This is a genomic window from Tabrizicola soli (assembly GCF_015999335.1).
GTDB classification, from domain to species: domain Bacteria; phylum Pseudomonadota; class Alphaproteobacteria; order Rhodobacterales; family Rhodobacteraceae; genus Tabrizicola; species Tabrizicola soli.
The window spans coordinates 1-23,846 of sequence record NZ_JAEACP010000013.1 but is presented as its reverse complement, the minus strand read 5'-3'; the positions used below and the strand labels follow the sequence as shown (position 1 = coordinate 23,846).

The 23,846-nt window shown below is 67.8% G+C and carries 26 protein-coding genes and 1 pseudogene; 12 read left to right on the top strand and 15 right to left on the bottom strand.

Translation table 11 applies throughout. The features are described from left to right. Nucleotides 1-12: 12 nt before the first annotated feature. From I7S92_RS13175 to I7S92_RS13155, 5 genes are all read right to left on the bottom strand, one after another. Nucleotides 13-207, bottom strand: a complete 195-nt coding sequence (locus tag I7S92_RS13175) for a helix-turn-helix transcriptional regulator (protein WP_197645069.1) — start codon at nt 205-207, stop codon at nt 13-15. A 92-nt stretch (nt 208-299) separates the two neighbouring features. Continuing rightward, the gene (locus tag I7S92_RS13170; RefSeq protein ID WP_197645067.1) at nt 300-641 is read right to left on the bottom strand and encodes a winged helix domain-containing protein; all 342 of its coding nucleotides are present in this window, start codon (nt 639-641) and stop codon (nt 300-302) included. Between the two features lie 42 nt (nt 642-683). Beyond that, a complete protein-coding gene (locus I7S92_RS13165; protein ID WP_197645065.1) occupies nt 684-875 on the bottom strand; it encodes a helix-turn-helix transcriptional regulator in 192 nt (63 codons plus the stop codon). Between the two features lie 96 nt (nt 876-971). After that, on the bottom strand, nt 972-1,559 hold the full coding sequence (locus tag I7S92_RS13160) for a hypothetical protein (RefSeq protein WP_197645063.1): 588 nt from the start codon (nt 1,557-1,559) through the stop codon (nt 972-974). Further along, nucleotides 1,556-2,764 (bottom strand): tyrosine-type recombinase/integrase, encoded by a 1,209-nt coding sequence (locus I7S92_RS13155; RefSeq protein WP_197645061.1) that lies wholly within the window; start codon nt 2,762-2,764, stop codon nt 1,556-1,558. The genes I7S92_RS13160 and I7S92_RS13155 overlap by 4 nt, the downstream gene beginning before the upstream one ends. Before the next feature lie 297 nt (nt 2,765-3,061). Here I7S92_RS13155 and I7S92_RS13150 point away from each other — a divergent pair, with 297 nt between their 5' ends. Then, a complete protein-coding gene (locus I7S92_RS13150; RefSeq protein ID WP_197645059.1) occupies nt 3,062-3,760 on the top strand; it encodes an SDR family oxidoreductase in 699 nt (232 codons plus the stop codon). Between the two features lie 123 nt (nt 3,761-3,883). Then, a complete protein-coding gene (locus I7S92_RS13145) occupies nt 3,884-4,057 on the top strand; it encodes a hypothetical protein (protein WP_197645319.1) in 174 nt (57 codons plus the stop codon). A 2-nt stretch (nt 4,058-4,059) separates the two neighbouring features. On the opposite strand, the gene I7S92_RS13140 is transcribed toward I7S92_RS13145, so the two are convergent. After that, on the bottom strand, nt 4,060-4,830 hold the full coding sequence (locus I7S92_RS13140) for an alpha/beta fold hydrolase (protein WP_197645057.1): 771 nt from the start codon (nt 4,828-4,830) through the stop codon (nt 4,060-4,062). A gap of 106 nt (nt 4,831-4,936) precedes the next feature. Between I7S92_RS13140 and I7S92_RS13135 the strand changes: the two genes are divergently transcribed. Continuing rightward, entirely contained in the window at nt 4,937-5,299 is a 363-nt protein-coding gene (locus I7S92_RS13135; RefSeq protein ID WP_197645055.1) for a hypothetical protein, read from the top strand. A gap of 35 nt (nt 5,300-5,334) precedes the next feature. On the opposite strand, the gene I7S92_RS13130 is transcribed toward I7S92_RS13135, so the two are convergent. After that, the gene (locus I7S92_RS13130) at nt 5,335-6,294 is read right to left on the bottom strand and encodes an SdiA-regulated domain-containing protein (RefSeq protein ID WP_197645054.1); all 960 of its coding nucleotides are present in this window, start codon (nt 6,292-6,294) and stop codon (nt 5,335-5,337) included. Beyond that, the gene (gene glyA / locus I7S92_RS13125; RefSeq protein ID WP_197645053.1) at nt 6,294-7,589 is read right to left on the bottom strand and encodes a serine hydroxymethyltransferase; all 1,296 of its coding nucleotides are present in this window, start codon (nt 7,587-7,589) and stop codon (nt 6,294-6,296) included. Before glyA ends, I7S92_RS13130 begins: the two co-directional genes overlap by 1 nt. Before the next feature lie 189 nt (nt 7,590-7,778). On the opposite strand from glyA, the gene I7S92_RS13120 reads away from it, so the two are divergent. After that, complete coding sequence (locus I7S92_RS13120) at nt 7,779-8,537, top strand: NAD kinase (protein ID WP_197645052.1); 759 nt, start codon at nt 7,779-7,781, stop codon at nt 8,535-8,537. 61 nt (nt 8,538-8,598) lie between these two features. Here the strand turns inward: I7S92_RS13120 and I7S92_RS13115 are convergent, their stop codons facing one another. The 4 genes from I7S92_RS13115 to I7S92_RS13100 all read right to left on the bottom strand — a co-directional run bounded on the left by I7S92_RS13115 (nt 8,599) and on the right by I7S92_RS13100 (nt 14,874). Then, a complete protein-coding gene (locus tag I7S92_RS13115; protein WP_197645051.1) occupies nt 8,599-10,017 on the bottom strand; it encodes a sigma-54-dependent transcriptional regulator in 1,419 nt (472 codons plus the stop codon). Further along, nucleotides 10,011-10,385 (bottom strand): hypothetical protein, encoded by a 375-nt coding sequence (locus tag I7S92_RS13110; RefSeq protein WP_197645050.1) that lies wholly within the window; start codon nt 10,383-10,385, stop codon nt 10,011-10,013. Before I7S92_RS13110 ends, I7S92_RS13115 begins: the two co-directional genes overlap by 7 nt. 43 nt (nt 10,386-10,428) lie before the next feature. Continuing rightward, nucleotides 10,429-12,315, bottom strand: a complete 1,887-nt coding sequence (locus I7S92_RS13105) for a propionyl-CoA synthetase (RefSeq protein WP_197645048.1) — start codon at nt 12,313-12,315, stop codon at nt 10,429-10,431. 279 nt (nt 12,316-12,594) lie between these two features. Continuing rightward, nucleotides 12,595-14,874 (bottom strand): NADP-dependent malic enzyme, encoded by a 2,280-nt coding sequence (locus tag I7S92_RS13100; protein WP_197645046.1) that lies wholly within the window; start codon nt 14,872-14,874, stop codon nt 12,595-12,597. 138 nt (nt 14,875-15,012) lie between these two features. Between I7S92_RS13100 and I7S92_RS13095 the strand changes: the two genes are divergently transcribed. From I7S92_RS13095 to I7S92_RS13065, 7 genes are all read left to right on the top strand, one after another. After that, nucleotides 15,013-16,092, top strand: coding sequence for a cupin domain-containing protein (locus I7S92_RS13095; RefSeq protein ID WP_197645044.1), 1,080 nt, complete (start codon nt 15,013-15,015; stop codon nt 16,090-16,092). 119 nt (nt 16,093-16,211) lie between these two features. Beyond that, nucleotides 16,212-16,622, top strand: a complete 411-nt coding sequence (locus I7S92_RS13090; protein ID WP_197645041.1) for a cytidine deaminase — start codon at nt 16,212-16,214, stop codon at nt 16,620-16,622. Further along, the gene (locus tag I7S92_RS13085; protein ID WP_197645026.1) at nt 16,619-17,929 is read left to right on the top strand and encodes a thymidine phosphorylase; all 1,311 of its coding nucleotides are present in this window, start codon (nt 16,619-16,621) and stop codon (nt 17,927-17,929) included. The genes I7S92_RS13090 and I7S92_RS13085 overlap by 4 nt, the downstream gene beginning before the upstream one ends. Beyond that, nucleotides 17,929-19,125, top strand: coding sequence for a phosphopentomutase (locus tag I7S92_RS13080; RefSeq protein ID WP_197645023.1), 1,197 nt, complete (start codon nt 17,929-17,931; stop codon nt 19,123-19,125). The genes I7S92_RS13085 and I7S92_RS13080 overlap by 1 nt, the downstream gene beginning before the upstream one ends. A gap of 64 nt (nt 19,126-19,189) precedes the next feature. After that, the gene (locus I7S92_RS13075) at nt 19,190-20,167 is read left to right on the top strand and encodes an adenosine deaminase (protein WP_197645020.1); all 978 of its coding nucleotides are present in this window, start codon (nt 19,190-19,192) and stop codon (nt 20,165-20,167) included. Beyond that, entirely contained in the window at nt 20,168-20,800 is a 633-nt protein-coding gene (upp, locus tag I7S92_RS13070) for a uracil phosphoribosyltransferase (protein WP_197645017.1), read from the top strand. Further along, nucleotides 20,800-21,039 carry a hypothetical protein gene (locus tag I7S92_RS13065; protein WP_197645014.1) on the top strand — a complete coding sequence of 80 codons (240 nt, stop codon included), beginning with the start codon at nt 20,800-20,802 and terminating at the stop codon, nt 21,037-21,039. The genes upp and I7S92_RS13065 overlap by 1 nt, the downstream gene beginning before the upstream one ends. Here I7S92_RS13065 and I7S92_RS13060 read toward each other — a convergent pair. Then, nucleotides 21,036-22,058, bottom strand: a complete 1,023-nt coding sequence (locus I7S92_RS13060; RefSeq protein ID WP_197645011.1) for a hypothetical protein — start codon at nt 22,056-22,058, stop codon at nt 21,036-21,038. The two genes, I7S92_RS13065 and I7S92_RS13060, sit on opposite strands and share 4 nt — an antisense overlap. 161 nt (nt 22,059-22,219) lie before the next feature. Here I7S92_RS13060 and I7S92_RS13055 point away from each other — a divergent pair, with 161 nt between their 5' ends. Then, the gene (locus I7S92_RS13055; protein ID WP_197645008.1) at nt 22,220-23,176 is read left to right on the top strand and encodes a DMT family transporter; all 957 of its coding nucleotides are present in this window, start codon (nt 22,220-22,222) and stop codon (nt 23,174-23,176) included. Here I7S92_RS13055 and I7S92_RS13050 read toward each other — a convergent pair. Further along, nucleotides 23,128-23,706, bottom strand: coding sequence for a thymidine kinase (locus tag I7S92_RS13050; protein WP_197645005.1), 579 nt, complete (start codon nt 23,704-23,706; stop codon nt 23,128-23,130). The genes I7S92_RS13055 and I7S92_RS13050 overlap by 49 nt on opposite strands. A 35-nt stretch (nt 23,707-23,741) precedes the next feature. Then, nucleotides 23,742-23,846, bottom strand: a pseudogene (locus I7S92_RS13045) (IS5/IS1182 family transposase); the annotation flags it as partial.

Below are 23,846 nucleotides of genomic sequence, written 5' to 3'. Positions count from 1 at the left end.
TCTCATCTCAGATCAGGCGGCGGTCCTCTCGCGAGAGATCAGCCAAGCGTTCAACGCTTCACGTCGAATGCGGGTCAGCGCGCCCAGCTTGATCACTGGCGGGCCTTCCCCTGCTCGCATCAGTTTGAACAGGGTGGTGCGGCCGATGCCGATCTCATCTGCCGCTCGATCAACCGTAAGCAGGTCATGCACGTTGTCTTTCATCATGCGGTCCTCCTGTTGTCGTGCTGGAGAGCCTTGCCGAAACTGGCCGACCCTGCCATGCACCGACCTGAACGCGCGCAAACCCATACCTGTTGTCATGCTGCGTCGACCTGACAGACGAGCCGGAAGCCGGCGCGCCCGCCTTCGTCCTCGGCCGGCAGATCCTCGATCGAGAGCCCCAAGTCGCGCAGTTTTCCGATCAGCAGACAGAAGCGGCCCGAGGCTCCATCGGTCGGCCGCAAGCCTGCTGGCCCGGCGGCGATCAAGGCTCGGAGCGCCCAGGTTGCGCCCTCGCTGGTGGCGACGGTGAAGGTTGCGCCCTCGGCCGGCGTGACGGTCCAGCTTCGGCGGTCCCATGTCGAATGTCTGCCCATTTGAGCGTCCTTGCATGGCGCAAGGGCAGGGGGGCGGATATGGTGGCGCCATTGCAGCAGCACGACCGGCCCGGCCTCCTGCCCCTCGCGGGGTGGGGGTCGGGCTCAGGCTGCGGTTTCGCCAGCGGTCATCGCTTCGATTTCTTCCCGGCGCCAACGGGTCGATCCCGCGATCTTGACCGGCTTGGGCAGAATTCCCTGGCGGAGCCAGCGCCAGACCGTCGAGACGTTGCAGTTGAAGTGCCCCGCAACTTCACGCGCGGTCATCAAGCCGGAGGGCATGGGGAACTTGGACATGGCGTTCGATCCTTTTTTGTGGAAACCGATGCCATACAGTCGCGCGGTTCTATCACTCGGGGTATGCACCCTTATCGAGAGGTTCGCCGAACTGCGTCAGCCCTTGGGCAAGAGGCGGCGAAGCGCTTCCGGAGATGGAATTGCGTCCGGCAGGTCTGCCAAGCGATGGTGAGCGTTCAATCGTGCCGATAGTGCCACGCTGAATGCGTGCTCGGAGTGAAGGTGCTCGGACCAGCAATCATCAGGATCGGCAGGCCGCACGGGAAGTTCCCAGAAGTTGAGAGGTTGGTGCACTTGAAACATGAGTGCAGTGAGAGCGCACATCTCTGCTCGCCCCTTGCCTTGCCCCTGTCTCTTAGGCGGACAATTGATCAATAGGAACTTGACGACAAAATCTGAGTGGTGGTCGTACTGTGCGAAGCTTCCAGGATCATCACTGAAGTCGATAGCTAGTTGATTGCGCGTGAGTTCGTAGAAGATCGGGCCTGACAATGCCAACTGTTGCGTTTCTTCGTGCCGCCAAAGATCCACGAGCGGCCACCTCAATCGATCGTCAGGTGCGATCCGGCCGTATGTGACCGCAATCAACCAAGCCAGAAGGTCCAAGAGCTTTTCAAGGAAGACCCGTTCGCCTCGCTCCCAGTTGGCCCATTCCTCGTCGATTTCGTCGAGATCGTCGTTCATGCCCGCACCAACTGCACGACCTCGCCCGACGCCTGCCCGGTCGCGAACCTCGACCAGGCGTCCATGAGATCCCGGCGCCGGTCGAACAGGTCGCTTCGCGCGTAGGCCCTCACCACTGAGTTGCCTGTCGCATGGCTCAAAGCTGCCTCGGCAAGTTCTGGATCGGCCTTGGCACTTTCGCTGCACCAATCGCGGAATGCCGACCGAAAACCGTGGACTGTGAAGCCGCTGACCCCCATGCGGTTGAAAAGCAGCTTGAATGCCATGTCGGACAGGGGCCGCACGCCCTCCTTACCGCGGTTCGGTGACGGGAAGCACAGCACCGGATCAAGGCCCTTCATCGCTTCAAGGATCGCCAGCGCCTCCGCCGTCAACGGCACGCGGTGCGCCTTGCCGCGCTTCATGCGGTTGGCGGGGACGGTCCAAACGGCGCCCTCAAGATCCATCTCACCCCACGTCGCGCCGCGGGCCTCGCCCGATCGCGCGGCGGTCAGGATCAGGAAGCGCAGGCAGGCCGACGACACGCTATCCCGCTCGACCAGTTGGGGCCAGAAGGCCGGCACGTCGCGCCAGGGCATCGCCGCAAGGTGGGCTGTGTTCTTGTTCACCTGAGTCAGCCCGAGGCCGATCTGATCGACCGGGTTCTCTCCGGCAAAGTGCCCTTCATCCTTGGCCCACTGAAAGACGGTATGGAGCCGCTGGCGAAGCCTTCGGGCCGTCTCTACCCGGCTGGTCCAGATGGGCTCCAGCACGCGCAGAACGTCGTCCCGGGTGATGCTCTGAATGGGCTTCTCTCCGAGCCTGGGGAAGGCGTGAAGCTTCAGGCCCGAAATCCACGTCTCGGCGTGCTTCTGGTTCTTCCACTTGGGCAACAGCTTCGCGTGAACTGCCTCGGCCGCCTTCCCGAAGGTGATCAGGTTCCGGCGTGCCGCCTCGGCCGCAGCTTTCGCCGCCGCCTTCCGATCCGCGTCCGGGTCGCCCCCCGCCCGGGCCACCTTCCGAAGCTCTGCGGCCTTCTCTCTGGCTTCTGCCAGGCTGACAAGTTCGGCACTGCCGATGCCGAGTTCCCGGCGCTTGCCGTGGATCACCGTTCGCACGATCCAACTCTTGGCGCCAGTCGGGCCGACCCTGAGATAGAGCCCGCCGCCGTCACCGTACATTCCCGGCTCTTTCTTGGCCTCAACGCCCTTGGCTGTAAGCGGCATGTTCGGTTCCTCGCTCCGGCTGTCCCTCCATCCGTCCCGCCAGGCGGCGTGCGCTTTGGTGGGACAATGGTGGGACAGAATGCAACTTGATGAAACTGATTGATACATCAGGCGAGGTATGATAGCAACAAAAACAGGATGATATGAGACGGGAGAGCGACAGATTGGTTTAGGGGATTGGTAGACCTCTGCTCCACCAATGACCTCCTCCCGCGACATGCAGATCGACGCCCCGCCCGGGGGTGACAGTGCCTGCGGCCTCTGACAGGGTGCGGCGGTCAAGCACGGGGAATCATCATGTCGAAGAAGGTCTGTCTGGTCACCGGCGGGGGCAGGGGTATCGGCGCGGCGGTTGCCCGCGAAATGGCGGCCCGCGGCTATGCGCTGGTGCTGATGTCGCCCTCGGACAGCTGCGAGAAACTGGCGGCGGAGCTGGGCGGCGTGGCCCGGCGCGGCGTGGCGCAAAGCGCCGGGGACCTGCAGGCCGTCGTCGACCTGGCGCTGGAAACCCACGGCCGGATCGACGCCGTGCTCAACCATACCGGCCACCCGCCGAAAGGCGACCTGCTGGCCATCACCGACGAGAACTGGGACCTCGCCAACGACATGATCGTCAAGTCGGTCGTCCGCATGTCCCGCCTCGTCACCCCGGTGATGGAGGCACAGGGCGGCGGCTCGATCGTGAACGTCACCACCTATGCCGCGATGGAGCCCTCGCTGTGGTTCCCGGCCTCCTGCGTGTATCGCGCTGGCGTGCAGTCGTTCACCAAGCTTTACTCCGATCGCTATGGCCCGGCCGGCATCCGGATGAACTGCCTGGCGCCCGGTTTCACTGACAGCCTCGACGTGGCGAAATACGGCGAGCTTGCCGCGCTGAAGCGAATCGCAAGGGTCGAGGAGCAGGCGAAGGCGGCGGCTTTCCTGCTGACCGACGAGTCGAGCTATGTCACCGGCCAGACGCTGATCGTGGACGGCGGCACGACGCGCAGCATCTGAGAACGCCTTGCCTAGGGCGGGTGAGGCACCCACCCTACAGGGCAGTTCCGGCATGATCCGGATCAAGGCAGCGGTCCTGGATCTGTGGCATCCTGATCAGGTGCCATTAATCCGGAGACTGACGTGCGGCTTTTCATGCTTCTCTACGCCCCGATTGCCACTGCGGTGGCCGGAACCGGCGTGATCGCGGTGCTTGCGCTGGGCCATGTCAGCCTGACGCCCATCCTCCTGGCGGCGGCGGGCGGGGCGTTGCTTGCCGTCCCCGTGACCTGGCGGGTCGCGCGCGAGATCGGCTGACCTCACGCCTCCAGGAACACGCGGACCGTCTCCTCGAACTCGCGCGGTTTCTCGGCATGCAGCCAGTGTCCTGCGCCGGGTATCCTGGCGAAGCGCGCCTTCGGGAACAGGGTCCGGATCGTATCGCGGTGTTCGGGACGGACGTAGTGGCTTTCGGCCCCGGTCAGGAACAGCGCCGGTCCCTCGAACCTGCCCTCGATGCCCGGCCACCCGATCACATGCGGCATCTCGGAAGCCAGCACCTCCAGGTTCAGCTTCCAGCGCGGGGGCTTGCTGCGAAGGTCCAGCGATTGCAGGAAGAAGGCGCGCAGGGCCGGATCAGGCACGCGCTCCGCCAGGGCGGCGTCGGCCTCGGCCCGGGTGGTGATCAGGCTCAGGTCCACGGCCTGCATCGCCTCGGCATGCCGGGCCTGGTCGTGGTCATAGGCGACCGGGGCGATATCCGCGACGATCAGGCGGCGGATCAGCGCGGGACGGGTCAGCGCCAGCTGCATCGCGGCCTTGCCGCCCATGGAGTGGCCCATGAGGTCCACGGGCGCGCCCAGGCTTTCGATCACCTCGGCCAGGTCGGCGGCCATTTCCGGGTAACGGTGCCGCGGCATCCGGGGGCTGTCGCCATGGTTGCGCATGTCCACCGCCACCACATCGCGCCGGTCCGAAAGGCGCCGGCAGATGACGCCCCAGTTCCGGGCCGAACCGTAAAGCCCGTGCGCGACCACCAGGGTCGGTGCGCTGGGGGTGGCGGCGGCGGGATGTCGGATCGTCGCAAGCATGTTGCCTGTCTATCCGCGCGGCCAGCGCATGGCCAGAGCGGTTGAACCCTCGGTGTCTTCGCCCTAGGTTGCACCGGAGCCTGGGAAAGGGTGCGGGATGAGTGCGATGGCGATCCAGCAGATGGCGGATCGGGTGGCGCAGCTTCTGGAGGAGAGGCTGGGCCTGGGCGGACGCGACCTGCCGTCCAAGCTGCGGCGCGGCCGGCGGCTTCTGCCGCGCAAGGTGCGCGAGGGTGCCGAGGTTCTGGCGGCGGCGGCGGAACGGGCGCGGAACCCCAAGCTCCTGGGCCAGATCGACATGGGTGCAGTGGCGGATGCCTATGACACCTGTGTGCGGCATCTGACCAGGATCGACCCGGCCACGCGGCGGCGGGACGCGATTGCCGGCATGCTGGGCTTCATCGGCTATGGCCTGATGTTCCTGACCCTCGGGATCATCGCCCTGCTGTCCTGGCGCGGATTCCTGTAGCCGCTCGCGGATCCTGGCGCCGCGACCGTCCAGCCTCAGTCCCGGACCGCGCTTGCGGGATGGTCGAAGCGGTAGAACAGATTCGGCTCGGAGACGATGTAGACGGCCCCGTCGGGGGCAAGCGCCACGCCCTCGGCCTGGGGCACTCCGTCCCGCAGCCCGTGCCGTCCCGCCCAGAGCGCGAGGAGGCTGAGCGGCTGCCCCGCCGCGCTGTATTCGATCAGGATCGAGGACATATCGCTGAGCAGGACCATGTTCCCCGTCAGGTCATGCACGGTGACCGATGACAGGTCGGATACGCCATGCCCGGCCCAGCCTTCGGGCCGCCACTCCCGCAACTCGATCCCCAGCCCCTGTCCCCGCACGGCCCGGTCGAGCCCGCCGACCACAAGGACACGGACCGGCAGCATCTCTTGCACCACGACCAGTTCCTGCCTGCGCTGGTCCCATGAGATGCCCTCGAAGCCCATGTTCGACACCGTGCCGAGGTCAAGCGTGATGAAAGGGCTGTTCTCCAGATCGATCGCGGTGGTCGCGGGGGTGATGGAGATCCAGTTCAGGCGGCTCTTGCCTTCGTCGACGATGATGAAGCGATCGCCATCGACATGGGTGATGCCCTCGACGTCGCGCGCGCCGACAAGGTCGATATGGCGCAGCACCCGGCCGTCGGTCGACAGCTCGGCCAGGGCGGGGGGGTGGTTGATCGCCGTGAACAGGGTGCCGGTCGCCGGGCTGTAGGTCAGGCCCGAGGTGTTGTCGGTCAGGCCTTCGATGGGCCGGGCCTCGATCACGACCTGATAGGCACCGAGGTCCAGACCATCGATTCGATCCGGTGGCAGCGCGCGTATGGCGAGAACCTGTGCCGCAAGGCCGAACAGCCCGCCGGCCCAGACACCCGAGGCCAGAATCAGGGCCAGACCCGCCAGCAGCCAGAAGAGCCACCGCCCCCTTGGTCCGGGGGCGGTGGAGGCGTCGCGATCCGCGGATCGCGGCATCAGAGGTCCGGGTAGATCGGGAAGCGGGCGCAAAGCGCCTCGACCTCGGCGCGGACCTTGGCCTCGACCTCGGCATTGCCGTCCTCGCCATTGGCGGCCAGGCCGTCGACGACCTCGATGATCCAGCGGGCGATCTGGCGGAACTCGGCCTCACCGAAGCCGCGCGTCGTGCCGGCCGGGGTGCCCAGGCGGACGCCCGAGGTGATGGTCGGCTTTTCCGTATCGAAGGGAATGCCGTTCTTGTTGCAGGTGATATGGGCGCGGCCAAGCGCCTTTTCGGTCGCGTTGCCCTTCACGCCCTTGGGGCGCAGGTCGACCAGCATCAGGTGGGTATCGGTCCCGCCGGTCACGATGTCGAGCCCGCCCTTCATCAGCTCGTCCGCCAGTGCCTTGGCATTGGTGACGACCTGCTCCTGGTAGGTCTTGAAGCCCGGCTGCAGCGCCTCGCCGAAGGCCACGGCCTTCGCCGCGATCACATGCATCAGGGGACCGCCCTGGATGCCGGGGAAGATCGCCGAGTTGACCTTCTTCGCGATTTCCTCGTCGTTCGTCAGGATCATGCCGCCCCGCGGGCCGCGCAGCGTCTTGTGCGTGGTGGTGGTCGCGACATGGGCATGGGGGAAGGGCGAGGGGTAGAGACCCGCGGCCACGAGGCCCGCGAAATGCGCCATGTCCACCAGGAGGTAGGCGCCGACGGAATCGGCGATCTCGCGCATCTTCGCGAAGTCGATGATCCGGGGGATGGCCGAGCCGCCGGCGATGATCAGCTTCGGCTTGTGCTCGGTCGCCAGCTCCTGCAACTGGTCGTAGTTCAGCGTCAGGTCCTGCTTGCGCACGCCATACTGCACCGCGTGGAACCATTTGCCCGACTGGTTCGGCGCCGCGCCATGGGTCAGGTGGCCGCCGGCATCTAGGCTCATGCCGAGGATGGTGTCGCCCGGCTTCAACAGCGCCTGGAACACGCCCTGGTTGGCCTGGCTGCCCGAGTTCGGCTGGACGTTCGCGAATGCGCAGTTGAACAGCTTGCAGGCCCGGTCGATCGCCAGGTTCTCGGCGATGTCGACATACTGGCAGCCGCCGTAATAGCGCTTGCCGGGATAGCCCTCGGCATATTTGTTGGTCATGACCGAGCCCTGCGCCTCCATCACGGCGCGCGAGACGATGTTCTCCGAGGCGATCAGTTCGATCTCGTGGCGCTGGCGGCCAAGCTCCTTCGTGACGGCGCCGAAAAGCTCGGGGTCGCGCGAGGACAGGGGCTCGGTGAAGAAGCCGGTGTCGCGGTGGGGTGCGTTCATCGTCATGTCCTCTGGGTTGAGAGTTGGTCGGTGCTGTTTAGAGCAGGCTGACTGGTCCGGAAAGGCAAGAATCCGACATGAACTGCGTCGGTAGCGAAATTATCTTGCCCGGCGAAAGCGGGGCCGGGGCTTGAGTTCCGCGTCCCGCGCGGCCAAGACTGTCCGGAGGGCCGGGCAGGAGGGTATCGGGTGCGCATCAGGTTCACGGCCAGCAAGGCCCCGGCGGCACTCGCGGCGCAGGCCTCGCTGATCGCGCGCTACGGGCAGGCCGACACCCGTCAAGCCGAGGTGGTGGTTGCGCTCGGGGGCGACGGGTTCATGCTGCAGACCCTGCACGCGGCGCATGGCCGCCGGTTGCCGGTCTATGGCATGAACTGCGGCACGATCGGTTTCCTGATGAATGCCTATGCCGAGGAAACCCTGCCCGACCGGCTGCGTGCCGCCGAGGAGACGGTGATCCATCCGCTGGCGATGCGGGCCGAGAACGTGAAGGGCCGGGTGACCGAGGCCCTGGCGATCAACGAGGTCTCGCTTCTGCGCCAGGGGCCGCAGGCGGCAAAGCTGCGGGTGCTGGTCGACGGAAGGGTGCGGCTGGAAGAGCTGGTCTGCGACGGCGCGCTGGTGGCGACGCCGGCAGGCTCCACGGCCTACAACTATTCGGCGCACGGGCCGATCCTGCCGGTCGGCTCGGACGTGCTGGCGCTGACGGCGATGTCGGCCTTCCGTCCCCGGCGCTGGCGCGGGGCGCTCTTGCCGTCGACGGCGGTGGTGCGCTTCGAGGTGGTCGAGGGCGAGAAACGGCCGGTGATGGCGGATGCCGACAGCCGGTCCTCGGTCCGCGACGTGACGAGCGTCGAGGTCCGCTCCGAGCCGCAGATCACCCACCGCCTGCTGTTCGATCCCGGGCACGGGCTGGAAGAACGGCTGATCGGCGAGCAGTTCACCTGAACCGGGCGCCGGAAATCGAACGATTTCCGGTCCGGAATTCTTCGAATTCCGCAGCCAGGCGTCACCCGGCGCGCGCTTTCCAGCCGTCGAGCTTGCGGTAGAGCGTCGAGGGCGAGACCTCCAGCACCCGCGCAGCCCTGGGGATCGAGCCGCCATGCCGCGCCAGCGTCGCCTCGATCAGCCGCCGCTCGGCCTCGGCCAGGCTGAGACCGACCAGCCCGTCAAGCGGCAGGCCGTCGGCGGTGACGCCTTCTTCGGCGTCCTGCGGTTCGGCGGCCTCGTCCAGGGTCAGGCCCGGCGGCAGCATCTCGGGCGTCACCAGCCCCCCGGGGTTCAGCACCACGACGTTGCGGATCACGTTCAGAAGCTGGCGCACGTTGCCGGGCCAGGGAAGGCGCATGAGCTGGGCCTGCACCTCCGGCGAGAGGCCCTGGAAGCGGCGGCCCTCCTCCTCGGCAAAGCGGATGAGGGCGGCCTCGGCGATTTCGATCACATCCTCGCCGCGCTCGCGCAGGGGAGGCATGTGGATCGGGACGACATAGAGGCGGTAATAGAGGTCCTCGCGGAACTGGCCGCGGCGGACGGCTTCCAGGGGGTCGCGGTTGGTGGCGCAGACGATGCGGACGTTGACCTTGCGCGGCCGCGTCGCGCCCACGGGCTGGACGGTCGAGGTCTGCAGGAAGCGCAGGAGCTTGGTCTGCAGCGCCGGGGCCATCTCGCAGATCTCGTCCAGGAACAGCGTTCCGCCGTCAGCCGCCGCCGCCGCGCCGGGCTTGTCGGAAATCGCGCCGGTGAAACTGCCCTTCATATGGCCGAAGACCTCGCTTTCCAGCAGGTCCTGCGGGATCGCGCCGCAGTTCAGCGCGATGAACGGCCCTTGCGCCCGGGCGGAATGGGCATGGACCGCCAGCGCGCAGAGTTCCTTGCCGGTGCCGCTTTCGCCGGTGATGAAGACCGTGGCCATCGACCGCGCGACCGAGCCGATGGTGCCGTGGATCCGTCGCATCGATTCGGAGGAGCCGATGAAGCCCGAGGTCTCCACCGGGGCGCTGCCGCGGTCGGGCACATGCACCGGCGGCGCGGCGCGACGCGGGCGCTTTTCGGCCAGGGCATTGCGGACCGCGTCCAGCAGGCGCGCCTCGTCGATCGGCTTGACCAGATAGTCGTGCGCTCCCGCCCGCATCGCCTCGACCGCGCGGTCGGCCGAGTTGTTCGCCGTGATCGCGATGAACCCGGTCTCGGGGGCGAGGGCGAGGAACTCCTGCATCAGCTCCAGCCCGTCGCGGTCCGGCAGGACAAGGTCCAGCAGGACGACAGCGGGGCCGTGCTCCTGAAAATGCGCCCGGGCCTCGGCGGCATTGGCGGCGACCGTGACCGTGTGGCCGGCGGATTCCAGGATCGCGCGATAGACGATCTGCAGCGAGATCGTGTCTTCCACCAGCAGGATCGGCGGCGGCAGGGTGGGAGATTGCCTTACCATGGCAGAGGTCCTTCAGGCGGGGTGGCCCGGATCAGGGCAAGAAGCGCGGCCAGTTCTGCCGCGATGGCGGGGACAAGCCGCCGCGTCGTGGCCGGGTCCCGGGCATGGGTGGCGGCATTCAGGTCCTGGGCCAGATCCTGCAGCGCCAGCGCCCCGCAAGAGCCGGCCAGCGCCACCAGGTCATGCGAGGTCTCGCGCAGGAGTGCCCAGTCGCCCGTCGCCGTTCCCTGGGACAGCCGACTGTCGCAATTCCCAAGGTCGGCGGCAAGCTGGGCCAGAAGTACCGGCACCATTCCGGGTCCGACCAGTTCGATCAGGCGGCGGAAGCGGTCGCGGTCGAAACGGCCGGGAAGCGCAGATCTTTGCATAATGCAAAGATCTGGCGCAAAATGCAGCGATTGTCCAGCCGGTTCAGCCCCGCGCCAGGCCCAGGCTGCGCAGCGCCTCGGCGATCTCGTCCAGGATGGCGGGGTCGTCGATGGTGGCCGGCATCTTCCAGGGCTGGCTGTCGGCGATCTTGACCATGGTCGCGCGCAGGATCTTGCCCGAGCGGGTCTTGGGCAGCCGCTCGACCACCACGGCGCGCTTGAAGTCGGCGACCGGGCCGATCTTGTCGCGGACCAGTTGCACGCATTCCTTGACCACCTCGTCATGCGGCCGGGTCGCGCCCTTGTTCAGGCAGAGGAATCCCAGCGGCGACTGGCCCTTGAGTTCGTCCGCCACCCCGATGACCGCGCATTCGGCGACATCCTTGTGGCTGGCCAGCACTTCCTCCATCGCGCCGGTCGACAGGCGGTGCCCGGCGACGTTGATCACGTCATCGGTGCGGGCCATGATGTAGAGATAGCCTTCGGCATCGACGTAGCCCGCATCCCCCGTCTCGTAATAGCCGGGGAAGTGGTTGAGGTAGGATTTCAGGAACCGCTCCTCGGCGTTCCACAGGGTCGGCAGTGTGCCGGGGGGAAGCGGCAGCTTGATCGCGATGGCGCCCAGCGTGCCCGCGCTGACCGGATGGCCGCCCTCGTCCAGCACCTGCACGTCATAGCCGGGCATGGCGACCGAGGGGCTGCCGATCTTGACCGGCAGATGCTCGATCCCGAAGGGGTTCGCGGCGATGGCATAGCCGGTCTCGGTCTGCCACCAGTGGTCGATGACGGGCACGCCCAGATGCCTGGCGGCCCATTCGATCGTGTCCGGATCGGCGCGCTCGCCGGCCAGGAACAGCGCCTGCAGACTGGGAAGCGGGGGGACCAGCTTGCCCTCGGGATCCTCGCGCTTGATGGCGCGGAGCGCGGTCGGGGCGGTGAAGAAGCTTTTTACGCCATATTCGTTGATCACGCGCCAGAAGGCGGCGGCGTCGGGGGTGCCGACCGGCTTGCCCTCGTAGACGACGGTGGTGCAACCGGCGATCAGGGGGGCGTAGCAGATGTAGCTGTGGCCGACGACCCAGCCCACGTCCGAGGCCGCCCAGAACACATCGCCCGCCCCGACGTTGTAGATCGCGCGCATGGTCCAGTTCAGCGCCACCAGATGCCCGGCGGTCGGGCGCACCACGCCCTTCGGCGCGCCGGTCGTGCCCGAGGTATAGAGGATATAGGCCGGGTGATTGCCCTCGACCGGGACACATTCGGCGGGGGTGACGCCGTACTGGAACTCGTGCCAGGCGACATCGCGGCCGGGGGTCAGCCTTGCCACCTCCTGCTCGCGCTGGAAGATCACGCAGAAATCGGGCTTGTGGGTCGCCTGGTCGATGGCCGCATCCAGCAGGGGCTTGTAGTGCACGACACGGGCAGGCTCGATCCCGCAGGAGGCCGCGATGATCGCCTTCGGGGTGCAGTCGTCGATCCTGACCGCCAGTTCCGCAGCCGCGAAGCCGCCGAAGACGACCGAGTGGATCGCGCCGATCCGGCCGCAGGCCAGCATCGCCTCCAGAGCCTCGGGGACCATCGGCATGTAGATGATGACGCGGTCGCCCTTATCCACGCCCTTGGCCCGCAGCGCCCCGGCAAGGCGGGCGACACGGTCCTGCAGTTCGGCATAGGTGATGACATGCTTGGTGCCGGTGACGGGGCTGTCGTGGATGATGGCGGGCTGCTTGCCGCGGCCTGCGATCACATGGCGGTCGACGGCGTTCCAGCAGGTGTTGACGCGCGCATCGGTGAACCATTCGTACAAGGGCGCACGGCTGTCATCCAGCGCGCGGCCGGGTTTCGTGACCCAGTCGATGCCGCCAGCCGCCGAGAGCCAGAACCCCTCGGGATCTTCGGCCCAGGATTTGTAGATCTGTGCGTAGCCCATCGCGATCTCCCCCCGCTGATGCCGCCTGGGGATGGTGGTATGCCATGGGATGCCCATTGCGCAACGCTGTTACCGGGAACAGGCTGCGACTTGTTTGCAGAATTTGCCTTTCGCGGCCGGCCGGTTTTGCAAATCATGGCCGGCAGGCAAGGCCTCTGCCCCATGCGCCCGGGTTTTGCAAAGCCTTGCGCGTTTTCGGCGCGGTCGATTCGAACCGCTCGTCGATGACTTCGTCACTCCTCGCCGGGACCGACGAGGAGACGAGTCGAACGAGGAGGCTTACCCGTAATGCGCGACGGGCGTTCCTGCGATGGCCGACATGTTCAGCAACCCCCGCGCGGTGATCGCGGGCGTCACCACGTGCGCCCTGTTGCCCATGCCCACCAGGATCGGCCCGACCTCGAGTCCGCCGGTCTTGACCTTCAGGATGTTGCGGACGCCCGAAGCCACCTCGGAGGAGGCGAAGACCAGCACGTTCGCCGCCCCTTCATAGCGCGAGTTGGGCAGGAGGCGGTCGCGGATCGACTGATCGAGGGCGGCGTCGATGTTCATCTCGCCCTCATAGGCGAAATCGGGCTCGCGGGAGTCCAGCATTTCCAGCGCATCGCGCATCCGCCGGGCGGTGGTGGTGTCCATGTTGCCGAACTGCGACTGGGTGCAAAGCGCGATCTTCGGCGTCAGGCCGAAGCGGCGGACGTGGCGGGCGGCGCCGATCACGGTCTCCATGATCTGCTGCGGGCTGGGTTCGGGATGGACATGGGTGTCGGCGATGAAGAGGGGACCGTCCTCCAGGATCATCAGCGACAGCGCGGCGACGGGGTGCCGCCCGCCCCGCGCCAGGATCTGGCGGACATAGCCGAGGTGCCAGTTGAACTGGCCGAAGGTGCCGCAGATCATGCTGTCGGCTTCTTCGCGGTGCACCATGATCGCGGCGATGGCGGTGGTGTTGGTGCGCATCACAGCACGGGCGGTATCGGGCGTGACACCGCGCCGGGCCATCAACTCGTGATAGGTGCCCCAGTAGTCGCGGTAGCGATGGTCGTTTTCCGGGTTCACCAGATGGAAGTCGCGGCCGGGCCGGATCGGCAGGCCGTAGCGCTCGCAGCGCGCCTCGACCACCTCGGGGCGGCCGATCAGGATCGGAAGGTCGGTCGTCTCCTCCAGCATCGCGTTGGCGGTGCGCAGGACACGCTCATCCTCACCCTCGGCAAAGACGATGCGGCGGGTGGCGGTGCGGGCAGCCTCGAACACCGGGCGCATCAGCAGGGCGGACTTGAACACCGACCCGTCCAGCTTGCGCTTGTAGGCGTCGAGATCGGCGATCGGGCGGGTGGCGACGCCGGTCTCCATGGCCGCGCGGGCCACGGAACTGGCTACGACCCCGATCAGGCGGGGATCGAAGGGCTTCGGGATCAGGTAATCCGGGCCGAAGGTCATGGTCTCGCCCCGGTAGGCGGCGGCGGCCTCGGCGCTGGTGGTGGTACGGGCCAGGGCGGCGATGCCCTCGATGCAGGCCAGTTCCATCGCGGCGTTGATCGTCGTCGCGCCGACGTCCAGCGCGCCCCGGAAGATGAAGGGGAAGCAGAGGACGTTGTTGACCTGATTCGGGAAATCGCTGCGCCCGGTGGCGATGATCGCGCCGGGAGCGACCTCGCGCGCGTCGGAGGGCAGGATCTCGGGCGAGGGGTTGGCAAGCGCGAAGATGATCGGGTTCGGGGCCATGGCGCGGACCATGTCCTGCGTCAGCACGCCCGGACCGGAGAGGCCGAGGAACATGTCCGCCCCCGCAATCACCTCGGCCAGCGTGCCGGGCTTGTGGCCTTGCGCGAAGGCGGCCTTCTGCTCGGTCATCTGCTCGGCCCGGCCGTGATAGACGAGACCCTCCAGGTCGCAGAGCCAGATGTTCTCGCGCTTCACGCCCAGCTTCACCAGCATCTCCAGGCAGGCGATCCCCGCCGCGCCGCCGCCGGTCGAGACGACCCTGATCTCCTCGAAGGTCTTGCCCGCGACGATCATCGCATTGGTCGCCGCCGCGCCGACGACGATGGCGGTGCCGTGCTGGTCGTCGTGGAAGACGGGGATGTTCATCCGCTCGCGGCACAGTTTCTCGACGATGAAGCAGTCGGGGGCCTTGATGTCCTCGAGGTTCACCGCGCCGAAGCTGGGCTCCAGCGCGCAGACGATCTCGGCCAGTTTCACCGGGTCGGGTTCGTTCACCTCGATGTCGAAGCAGTCGATGTTGGCGAATTTCTTGAAGAGGACCGCCTTGCCCTCCATCACCGGCTTCGAGGCGAGCGCGCCGATGTTGCCCAGGCCAAGGACGGCCGTCCCGTTCGTGATCACCGCGACAAGGTTGCCCTTGGCGGTATAGCGGCTGGCGGTGGCGGGGTCGGCCTTGATCTCGAGGCAGGCTTCCGCGACGCCGGGCGAATAGGCGCGGGCCAGGTCGCGGCCGTTGGCAAGGGGCTTGGTCGCCCGGATCTCCAGTTTCCCGGGCTTCGGGAACTCGTGGTAATCCAGCGCCGCCTGGCGTGCGTTGTCGTGCCGTGCCTCGTCCATCAACCCCTCCTGCCGAATGGTTCAACGTTGAACCAGTTCCGGCCGCCTGCCAATCCGGCATTGCTTGAAACCGTTTTCGGGCCTGCTTGCAAATCGCCTGCGACCCACTCACGATGCCGCCATAGCACGGGGAATGCCATGACGGAAACACGCGCCGAAATCCGCTTGCCGACGAGCGAGCTGCGCGACGACCTGCCCTTCTACACGAAGACGCTGGGAATGCGGCTGGACATGATCTTTCCCGCCGACAACCCCGAGGTCGCGGTCCTGTCGGGTCATGGCCTGCGACTCCGGATCCAGAAGGGCGCGCCCGAGGGGCCGGGAACCCTGCGCATCCTGACCGATGATCCCGGTTTCGCCGGCGGCGCGAAGCTGCTGACCGCCCCGAACGGCACGCGGGTCGAGATCGACGAGCTGAACCCGCCGGTCGTGACCCCGGCCACCGAACATGCCTTCGTCGTCCGCCGCCTGGCCGACCAGGCCCCCTGGGTGATCGGGCGCGCGGGGATGGAATACCGCGACCTGATCCCCAGCCGCCTCGGAGGCGCGATGATCGCCAGCCATATCCGCGTGCCGGACGGGCCGGTGCCGGACATGGTGCATTTCCACAAGGTCGGCTTCCAGCTGATCTTCTGCGTCGCGGGCTGGGTGGACGTGCTTTACGAGGATCAGGGCGACGTCCGCCGCATCCATGCCGGCGACTGCTTCATCCAGCCGCCGGGGATCCGCCACAGGGTCCTGCACTCCGAAGGCGTCCAGGTGGTCGAGATCGGCGTCCCGGCCGAGCATGTGACCGAGATCGACCACGAGATGACGCTCCCCACCCCGCATTACCGCCCCGAGCGGGAATGGGAGGGGCAACGCTTCGTCCACGACATCGGCAAGGAGGGGGTGTTCAGGCCCTTCCGCATCCCGGGCTTCGAGGCGCGCGACACCACGATCGACGAGAACACCCGTGGCGTGGCCTCGGTGATGGTGGCGCGGCCCACCGGCCCGGCCCCCTGGACGGTGCATGACGGCGACATCCTCTTCACCTTCGTCATGTCCGGCAACATGACGCTTGAGGGCGAGGGGAAGGAACCTTACCGCCTGTCGCCGGGCGACGCCTTCGTCGTTCCGCCGGGGATGGCCACGCGCTACAGCGACGCCACCTCCGACCTCGAACTGCTGGAGGTCACGCTGCCCGGCAATCCGCCGACGCGGGTTGCGGTGCGTTAAGGCGGGTCGCTCGTCGAGCACTTCGTGCACTCCTCGCCGCTTCCCGACGAGTGCACGAAGTGCTCGAGGAGGTTTCCCCCGCTTGCGGAACACGCAGCTTCGGCACACACTCTGACCGGATGGTCAAGGAGACTGCGATGACGCTTCTCGAGGCGGCGACACGGGTGCGGGAACGGGCCTATGCGCCCTATTCGCGGTTCAAGGTCGGGGCCGCGCTGCGCAGCACTTCCGGCGCGGTGCATGTCGGCTGCAACGTCGAGAACGTGGCCTATCCCGAAGGCACCTGCGCCGAGGCCGGGGCCATCGCCGCGATGATCGCCGCCGGGGACAGCCGCATCGCCGAGGTTCTGGTCATCGCCGACAGCCCCGATCCCGTCCCCCCCTGCGGCGGCTGCCGGCAGAAGATCGCGGAATTCGCCGGGCAGGAGGTGAAAGTCACGCTCTGCACCACCGACGGCAAGCAGAAGGTGATGACCGTGGCCGAACTCCTGCCCGGCGTCTTCACCGCCGCGCATATGGAGCGGACATGACCGACGCCCGCACGATCATCGCGACGATCCGCGATGGCGGCCAGCCCCCGGCCGAGGACCTGCGCTGGTTTGCGGCGGGCCTTGCCTCGGGCGTGGTGACGGATGCGCAGGCGGGGGCCTTCGCGATGGCGGTGCTGCTCAGGGGCCTGTCCGAGGAGGGCCGCGTGGCCCTGACGCGGGGGATGCGTGACAGCGGCAAGGTCCTGGCCTGGGACCTGCCCGGCCCGGTGGTGGACAAGCATTCCACCGGCGGGATCGGCGATTGCACCTCGCTCCTTCTCGCCCCGGCGCTGGCGGCCTGCGGGGCCTATGTGCCGATGATCTCGGGCCGGGGGCTGGGCCATACCGGGGGCACGCTGGACAAGCTGGAGGCGATCCCCGGTTTCCGGACCGGGCTCGGCGAGGAGGCGCTGCGGGCGCAGATCGACAGCGTGAAATGCGCCATCGTCGCCGCCTCTGCCGACCTCGCCCCGGCGGACAGGCGGCTTTATGCGATCCGCGACATCTCCGGCACGGTCGAGTCGATCGAGCTGATCACCGCCTCGATCCTGTCCAAGAAACTGGCGGCGGGGCTCGAGGCCCTTGTCCTCGATGTCAAATGCGGCTCGGGCGCCTTCATGAAGACGGCCGGGCAGGCCGAGGCCCTCGCGCGGTCGCTGGTGTCAACCGCGCAGGGGGCGGGCTGCATGACCACCGCGCTGATCACCGACATGTCGCAACCGCTCGCCACGGCGGCGGGCAACGCGCTGGAGGTGATCGAGGTGATGGAGACGCTGACCGGCACTTCGGTCAACACCGCGCTCTGGGATCTGACGGTAGCCTTGGGCGGCGAGGCTCTGGCGCTGGCGGGCCTGGCCGCCGATCCCAAGGACGGCGAAGGCCGCATCGCCGAGGCGCTGCATTCCGGGCAGGCGGCCGAGATCTTCGGGCAGATGGTCGCAGCGCAGGGCGGACCTTCGGATTTCGTGGACCGCTGGCCCGACCGCCTGCCGTCGGCCCCGGTGATGCGCGAGGTTCCGGCCCCGGCCGACGGCTATGTCGCCGCCATCGACGGCGAGGCGCTGGGCCATGCCGTCGTGCATCTAGGCGGCGGCCGGCTGCGGGAGGGGGACAAGGTGAACCCCTCGGTCGGCCTGTCGGACCTGGCCGGCATCGGCGAGGAGACCGGCGCGGGCGTGCCGTTGGCGATGGTCCATGCCGCCACGGAAGAGGCCGCGCGGGCGGCGGTGCGGGCGGTGCAGGCCGCCTACCGGATCGCCGCGGACCTGCCTGAAGAACCCGCCCTGATCCAGAAGAGGATCGCCTGATGCCGCGCGCCTTCCTGATCGTGCTGGATTCCGTGGGCTGCGGCGGCGCGCCGGATGCGGCGGATTTCGGCGATGAAGGCGCGAACACCTTGGGCCATATCGCACAGGCCTGCGCTGCGGGCCGGGCCGAAGGGGGGCGCAGCGGACCCCTCCGGATGCCGAACCTCGACCGTCTCGGCCTTGGCGCGGCGATCCGGCTGGCCTCAGGCGCCGCCACGCCGGGACTTTCGGCTCTGCCCGAGGGGCTCTGGGGCGCGGCGACAGAGGTGTCGAAGGGCAAGGACACGCCCTCCGGTCATTGGGAACTCGCGGGGGTGCCGGTGCCCTGGGACTGGACCTATTTCCCCGATACCGTCCCCGCCTTTCCCGAGGATCTGGTGGCCGAGGTCTGCCGCCTGGCCGGGACCGGGGGAATTCTCGGCAACTGCCACGCCTCGGGCGTGCCGATCATCGCCGAACATTGCGAGGAGCATCTGCGCACCGGCTGGCCGATCTGCTACACCAGTGCCGACAGCGTGTTCCAGATCGCCGCGCATGAAGAGGCCTTCGGGCTGGAGCGGCTTTTGCAGCTTTGCCACGACCTTGCGCCCGGCCTGCATGCCCGCAAGGTCGGCCGGGTGATCGCACGGCCCTTCACCGGCTCCTGCGGCGATTTCCGGCGCACGGCGAACCGCAAGGACTTCGCCATCGAACCGCCCGCGCCGACACTGCTGGACTGGGTGGTGGAGGCCGGGCGGGCGACGCATGGGATCGGCAAGATCGGCGACATCTTCTCGATGCGGGGCGTCGGGAAGCTGTGGAAGGGTAAAAGCGACTTTGATCTTTTCGAACATCTGGCGCGCTTGGGAAGTGAGGCGGAAGACGGGTCCTTGACCTTTGCGAACTTTGTCGAGTTCGACACGCTTTATGGCCATCCCCGCGACGTCTCGGGCTATGCCCGCGCGCTGGAATGGTTCGACGCGGGTCTTCCCCGGTTCTTCGCCCAGCTCCGCCCCGGAGACCTGGCGATCTTCACCGCCGACCATGGCAACGACCCGACCTGGCGCGGGACCGAACACACGCGAGAGCGCGTGCCGGTGGTGGGCTGGGGTGTCGGGGCGCGGGACGCGGGCCTCTGCGGCTTCGCCGACATCGGCGCGAGTGTCGCGGCGCATCTGGGGGTGGCGGCGCAGGGGCCGGGGCGGAGTTTCCTGTGACGGGCCCCCGGGGCGCTGCCCCGGACCCCGGAGTATTTTGGCCAAGAGGAAGGAGAGGCGTTTCGTGAGCGGATTGCCCAAGGTCGAGCTGCACCTGCATCTGGAGGGAGCGGCGCCGCCGACCTTCATTCGGGGGCTGGCGAAGGAAAAGCATCTGGACATATCCGGCATCTTCGACGAGCGCGGGAACTATCGCTACCGGGACTTCCGGGACTTCCTGAAGGTCTATGAGGCGGCGACCTCCGCCTTGCGGACGCCCGGGGACTACCAGCGCCTGGCGCTGGCCGTTCTGGAGGAATCGGCGGCGAGTGGCGTGGTCTATTCCGAGACCTTCGTCTCGCCCGACTTCTGTGGCGGACGCGATCTGGGGGCCTGGCGCGAATACCTGCATGCCATGCAGGAGGCCGCCGATCAGGCCGAGCGGCAGATGGGCATCACCCTGCGCGGCATCGTCACCTGCATCCGGCATTTCGGCCCCGAGAAAGCGCGGGGGACCGCCCGTTGCGCGGCCGAGACGGCGGGCGACTGGATCGTCGGCTTCGGAATCGCGGGGGACGAGAAGATCGGCGCGCCCAAGGACTTTCGCTGGGCCTTCGATTGCGCACGCGAGGCGGGGCTGCGGCTGACCGCCCATGCCGGGGAATGGGGCGGGCCGGAGAGCGTGCGGGCGGCGCTGCAAGATCTGGAGGTGGAGCGGATCGGCCATGGCGTCCGCGCGATCGAGGATCCGGCGCTGGTGGACGAGTTGGCCGAACGCGGCACGGTGCTGGAGGTCTGCCCCGGCTCGAACGTCGCGCTGGGCATCTACAAGGACTTCCGCGAGCACCCGATCGACGCGCTGGACCGCCGGGGCGTCAAGGTCACGATCTCGACCGACGATCCGCCCTTCTTCCACACCACCATGGTCCGGGAGTACGAGGAACTCCACCGCGCCTTCGACTGGGACGAGGGGCAATTCCGGAAGATCGCGCGCCAGTCGCTTGACGCGGCCTTCTGCGATGCGGATACCAAGGCGAAGATCGCGAAAAAGCTGGAGGCCTGAATGCTGGATCACCTGACCGTCGTGTCGCACCCCCTGGTCCAGCACAAGCTGAGCCTGATGCGCGAGAAGGACACCTCGACCGCGTCGTTCCGCAAGCTGCTGCGCGAGATCAGCCTGCTTTTGGCCTATGAGGTCACGCGCGAGCTGCCGATGACCACCCGGCGGATCGAGACCCCGCTGGAGGAGATGGACGCCCCGGTGATCGAAGGGAAGAAGCTGGCTCTCGTCAGCATCCTGCGGGCGGGGAACGGGCTTCTGGACGGGATCCTGGAACTGATCCCGGCGGCGCGGGTGGGGTTCATCGGCCTTTACCGCGACCCCGAGACGCTGCAGCCGGTGCAATATTACTGCAAGCTGCCCGAGAAGATGGAGGACCGGATCGCCATCGTCGTCGATCCGATGCTGGCCACCGGGAATTCCAGCGCGGCCGCGATTTCGCTCTTGAAGAAGGCGGGGGCAAAGCAGATCCGCTTCCTCTGCCTGCTGGCCGCACCGGAAGGGATCGCCCGGATGAAAGAGGCGCATCCGGACGTGCCGATCGTCACCGCGGCGGTGGACAGCCATCTGAACGACCACGGCTATATCGTGCCGGGCCTCGGCGACGCCGGCGACCGGATGTTCGGGACCAAGTGATGCGGGCGGCGCTCCTGATGCTGGCGCTTGCTACCCCCGCCCTTGCCGGAGAGCCGGTCCGTCCGGCCGAGCTGCCGCCAAAGGCCTATGCCGGGCAGCAATATGTCGACAGCAAGGGCTGCATCTTCATCCGGGCGGGCGGAGCGGGACAGGTGCTCTGGCTTCCCCGCGTCACGCGGCAGGGGCAGCCGCTTTGCGGCAATCCGCCCTCGGGCAAGACCGGACCCGGCAAGTCCTAGGCGCTGCAGATGCCTTGCAGGGCGACCCAGGATTCGTCGGGGATCAGCGGCGAGGGGGCGAGGCCCTTGTAGGGGTCGTTCTCCACCAGGCCGCCCGTGACCGATCCATCGGGGTCCACTGCCACCGCGTAAGGCGAGGCCGGGACCTGCGCGGTCTCGAAGGCGGCGAGGGCGGCGGCGTCGGCCAGCGGCAGCGGGGGCTGGCGCAGGGCGGCCTCGCCATAGCCCGCCAGCGCCGTATCCGGCAGTTCCGCCGTGGTGAGAAGCTGGAAGGTCGCGCGCAGGCCCGCATGTTCCAGGAGCGGCAGCATCGGGTCGGAGCTCTGCGAGCGCAGCCGCTCCATCAGGGCGGCGCCGGCGACGGCCTCGGGCCCGTTCGACTGCTCGATCAGGCGGCGGGGCAGGACGATCACGTCGCCGGGCAGGTGCAGCGGCGCATCCACGCCCTCGGGCAGGACATAGAGGATCGGGGTGTCGACGGGGCCGAACACCCGTTCGGACAGCCCCGCCAGCGCCTGCAGTCCCAGCTGGTTGTCGCAGGGCGCGCCCGTCACCCGGACCAGGTCGTCCAGCACGCGCTGGCCGATCTCGGCCCGTTGCGCCGGCGGCACGACCGAGGCGGTGTGCCGCACCAGCGCGCCAGGCAACCAGAACAGCGCCAGCGCGACCACCCCCGCCGCCGTCCCGCCCAGCATCAGCCCGCGCAGCCGGCCGGGACGCGGGATCGCGGCCTTCACGGCGGCCCGCACCGCCTCCAGCGCGGCGATCATGTCGGGATCGTCCAGCTCCAGGCTTTCGGTCGATTCCGAACCGGGGGCGAAAACCGGCGGCTCCTCGCCGCGATTGATCCGCTCGACCGCCGGAAGGGACCAATGGCTCAGCGCCTCGCCGCTTTTCGGGTCGGAGAGGATCAGCGTCGCCTCGCCGAAGCGGACGAGGACCTCGCGGCGCTGGTCTTGCGGGTTCTCGCGCCACAGGCCCGAGCATTCCAGCCTCTGATACTTCTTCAGCGCCGTCATCGGGCCCCGGTCTCTGCCTGTTTCGCGCGACCTTACCGCCTGCCGCCGTGCTTCACAATGCTGGCCCTTCCGCGACCCGAAGCGTGTGCCGGGCGTCGCGATCAGGCGGGCAGAGCGCGGCCGGGCGGGGCAAACCGGCAAAGGCAGAACGGATGGCAAGAATGAGCGATACCCCGAACCGGACCCTGGCCGCGCTTGGCGCCGTGCTGATCTATGCGGTGGTCATTGCCTTTACCGACAATTACGTCCGCGTCATCGCCCGGGATGGCGGGCTGTGGCAGTTCCATGCCACCCGGACGGCGATGGCCTTCGCAATCCTCGCCGTGCTGACGGTTCCCCTGGGGCTGCGCTTGCGGCCCCGGCGCTTTGGCCGGGTGCTGGCGCGGTCGATGATCCACGGCTCGGCCATGGTGATCTATTTCGGCGCGCTGGCCTTCCTGCCGGTGGCCCAGGTCGCGGCGGGGCTGTTCACGGCGCCGATCTTCGTCCTGCTGATCCAGCGGTTCGCCTATGGCCAGTCGATCTCGGCGCTGCAGGTCCTGGCGGTGCTGGTGGGCTTCGGCGGCGTGGTCATGGTCCTGGGGCCCGAGGCGCTGTCGGGCGCCACTTTCGCCGCGCTGCTGCCGGTGATCTCGGGCGCGCTTTATGCGCTGGGCAATATCGCCACGCGCGAATGGTGCAAGGGCGAAAGCGCCGAGGTGCTGGTCGCGGGCTTCTTCGCGATGCTGGGCGTCTTCGGCGTGATCGGCATGGCCGTGCTGACCCTGTTTCCCCTGCCGGTGCCCGAGGGAGCGGAGGGCTTTCTCCAGCGCGGGCCGGTCTGGCCCACGGGCAGCTTCCTCTGGTGGACCTTCGTTCAGGCCGCGGGCTCGCTTCTGGGCGTGGGGATGATCGTGCGGGCCTACCAGATCGCCGACGCCTCGAAGGTCGCGGTCTTCGAATATGTCATCCTGCCCGCCTCGGCCGCCTGGGGCTTCGTGATCTGGGGCGAGGTGCTGAGCTGGCTTGCCGTCGCCGGAATGTCGCTGATCGCGCTGGCCGGGGTGCTGATCGCGCGGCCCTCCACGGCTCAGTCGCCCACCGCCTCGCGCCAGTGGCGGCGGCAGAGCGAGACATAGGTCTCGTTCCCGCCGATCACCACCTGCTCGCCCTCTTTCAGCGCGCGGCCGTCGGGGCCGCGGCGGATGACCATGGTGGCCTTCTTGCCGCAACGGCAGATCGTGCGCACCTCGCGCATCTCGTCCGCCCAGGCCAGCAGCGCGGCCGAGCCGGGAAAGAGGTTGCCCTGGAAATCGACGCGCAGCCCGTAGCACATCACCGGCACGCCCAGATCGTCGACCGCGCGGGCCAGTTGCCAGACCTGCTCCTTGGTCAGGAACTGCGCCTCGTCGATGAAGACGCAGGCGACGGGCCCTTGCGCAAAGCGCGCCTGCAGCTTGGCGAAGAGGTCCTCTCCGGGCGCGAAGGTATCCGCGGGCTCGCCGATGCCGATGCGGCTGGCGATCCGGCCCTCGCCGGCGCGGTTGTCGAACTGCGCGGTGATCAGATAGGTCTGCATCCCCCCTTCGCGGTAGTTGTGCGAGGCCTGCAGGAGCGAGGTCGATTTCCCCGCATTCATCGTCGAATAGTGGAAATAGAGCTTGGCCATGATGCGACTGCCCTAGGCTCCAGACTCATTGAGTTTCAGAGCCAGAACATGACGGTTGCTGCGAGGGCGATAGCGGAGAAGAAGGTTTCCGGGCATCTGTCGTATCGGGTGGCAACGCGTCTCCAGTCCTTCAGCCGGCC

Coding starts and splice junctions, on each gene's coding strand:
- I7S92_RS13155 (WP_197645061.1), bottom strand. CDS start 2,764: ATGCCGCTTACAGCCAAGGGCGTTGAGGCCAAGAAAGAGCCGGGAATG.
- I7S92_RS13055 (WP_197645008.1), top strand. CDS start 22,220: ATGAGCGATACCCCGAACCGGACCCTGGCCGCGCTTGGCGCCGTGCTG.
- I7S92_RS13130 (WP_197645054.1), bottom strand. CDS start 6,294: ATGCCGCGATCCGCGGATCGCGACGCCTCCACCGCCCCCGGACCAAGG.
- I7S92_RS13105 (WP_197645048.1), bottom strand. CDS start 12,315: ATGGGCTACGCACAGATCTACAAATCCTGGGCCGAAGATCCCGAGGGG.
- I7S92_RS13115 (WP_197645051.1), bottom strand. CDS start 10,017: ATGGTAAGGCAATCTCCCACCCTGCCGCCGCCGATCCTGCTGGTGGAA.
- I7S92_RS13100 (WP_197645046.1), bottom strand. CDS start 14,874: ATGGACGAGGCACGGCACGACAACGCACGCCAGGCGGCGCTGGATTAC.
- I7S92_RS13085 (WP_197645026.1), top strand. CDS start 16,619: ATGACCGACGCCCGCACGATCATCGCGACGATCCGCGATGGCGGCCAG.
- I7S92_RS13140 (WP_197645057.1), bottom strand. CDS start 4,830: ATGCTTGCGACGATCCGACATCCCGCCGCCGCCACCCCCAGCGCACCG.
- glyA (WP_197645053.1), bottom strand. CDS start 7,589: ATGAACGCACCCCACCGCGACACCGGCTTCTTCACCGAGCCCCTGTCC.
- I7S92_RS13160 (WP_197645063.1), bottom strand. CDS start 1,559: ATGAACGACGATCTCGACGAAATCGACGAGGAATGGGCCAACTGGGAG.
- I7S92_RS13080 (WP_197645023.1), top strand. CDS start 17,929: ATGCCGCGCGCCTTCCTGATCGTGCTGGATTCCGTGGGCTGCGGCGGC.
- I7S92_RS13090 (WP_197645041.1), top strand. CDS start 16,212: ATGGTCAAGGAGACTGCGATGACGCTTCTCGAGGCGGCGACACGGGTG.
- upp (WP_197645017.1), top strand. CDS start 20,168: ATGCTGGATCACCTGACCGTCGTGTCGCACCCCCTGGTCCAGCACAAG.
- I7S92_RS13060 (WP_197645011.1), bottom strand. CDS start 22,058: ATGACGGCGCTGAAGAAGTATCAGAGGCTGGAATGCTCGGGCCTGTGG.
- I7S92_RS13150 (WP_197645059.1), top strand. CDS start 3,062: ATGTCGAAGAAGGTCTGTCTGGTCACCGGCGGGGGCAGGGGTATCGGC.
- I7S92_RS13165 (WP_197645065.1), bottom strand. CDS start 875: ATGTCCAAGTTCCCCATGCCCTCCGGCTTGATGACCGCGCGTGAAGTT.
- I7S92_RS13050 (WP_197645005.1), bottom strand. CDS start 23,706: ATGGCCAAGCTCTATTTCCACTATTCGACGATGAATGCGGGGAAATCG.
- I7S92_RS13110 (WP_197645050.1), bottom strand. CDS start 10,385: ATGCAAAGATCTGCGCTTCCCGGCCGTTTCGACCGCGACCGCTTCCGC.
- I7S92_RS13135 (WP_197645055.1), top strand. CDS start 4,937: ATGGCGATCCAGCAGATGGCGGATCGGGTGGCGCAGCTTCTGGAGGAG.
- I7S92_RS13175 (WP_197645069.1), bottom strand. CDS start 207: ATGATGAAAGACAACGTGCATGACCTGCTTACGGTTGATCGAGCGGCA.
- I7S92_RS13095 (WP_197645044.1), top strand. CDS start 15,013: ATGACGGAAACACGCGCCGAAATCCGCTTGCCGACGAGCGAGCTGCGC.
- I7S92_RS13065 (WP_197645014.1), top strand. CDS start 20,800: ATGCGGGCGGCGCTCCTGATGCTGGCGCTTGCTACCCCCGCCCTTGCC.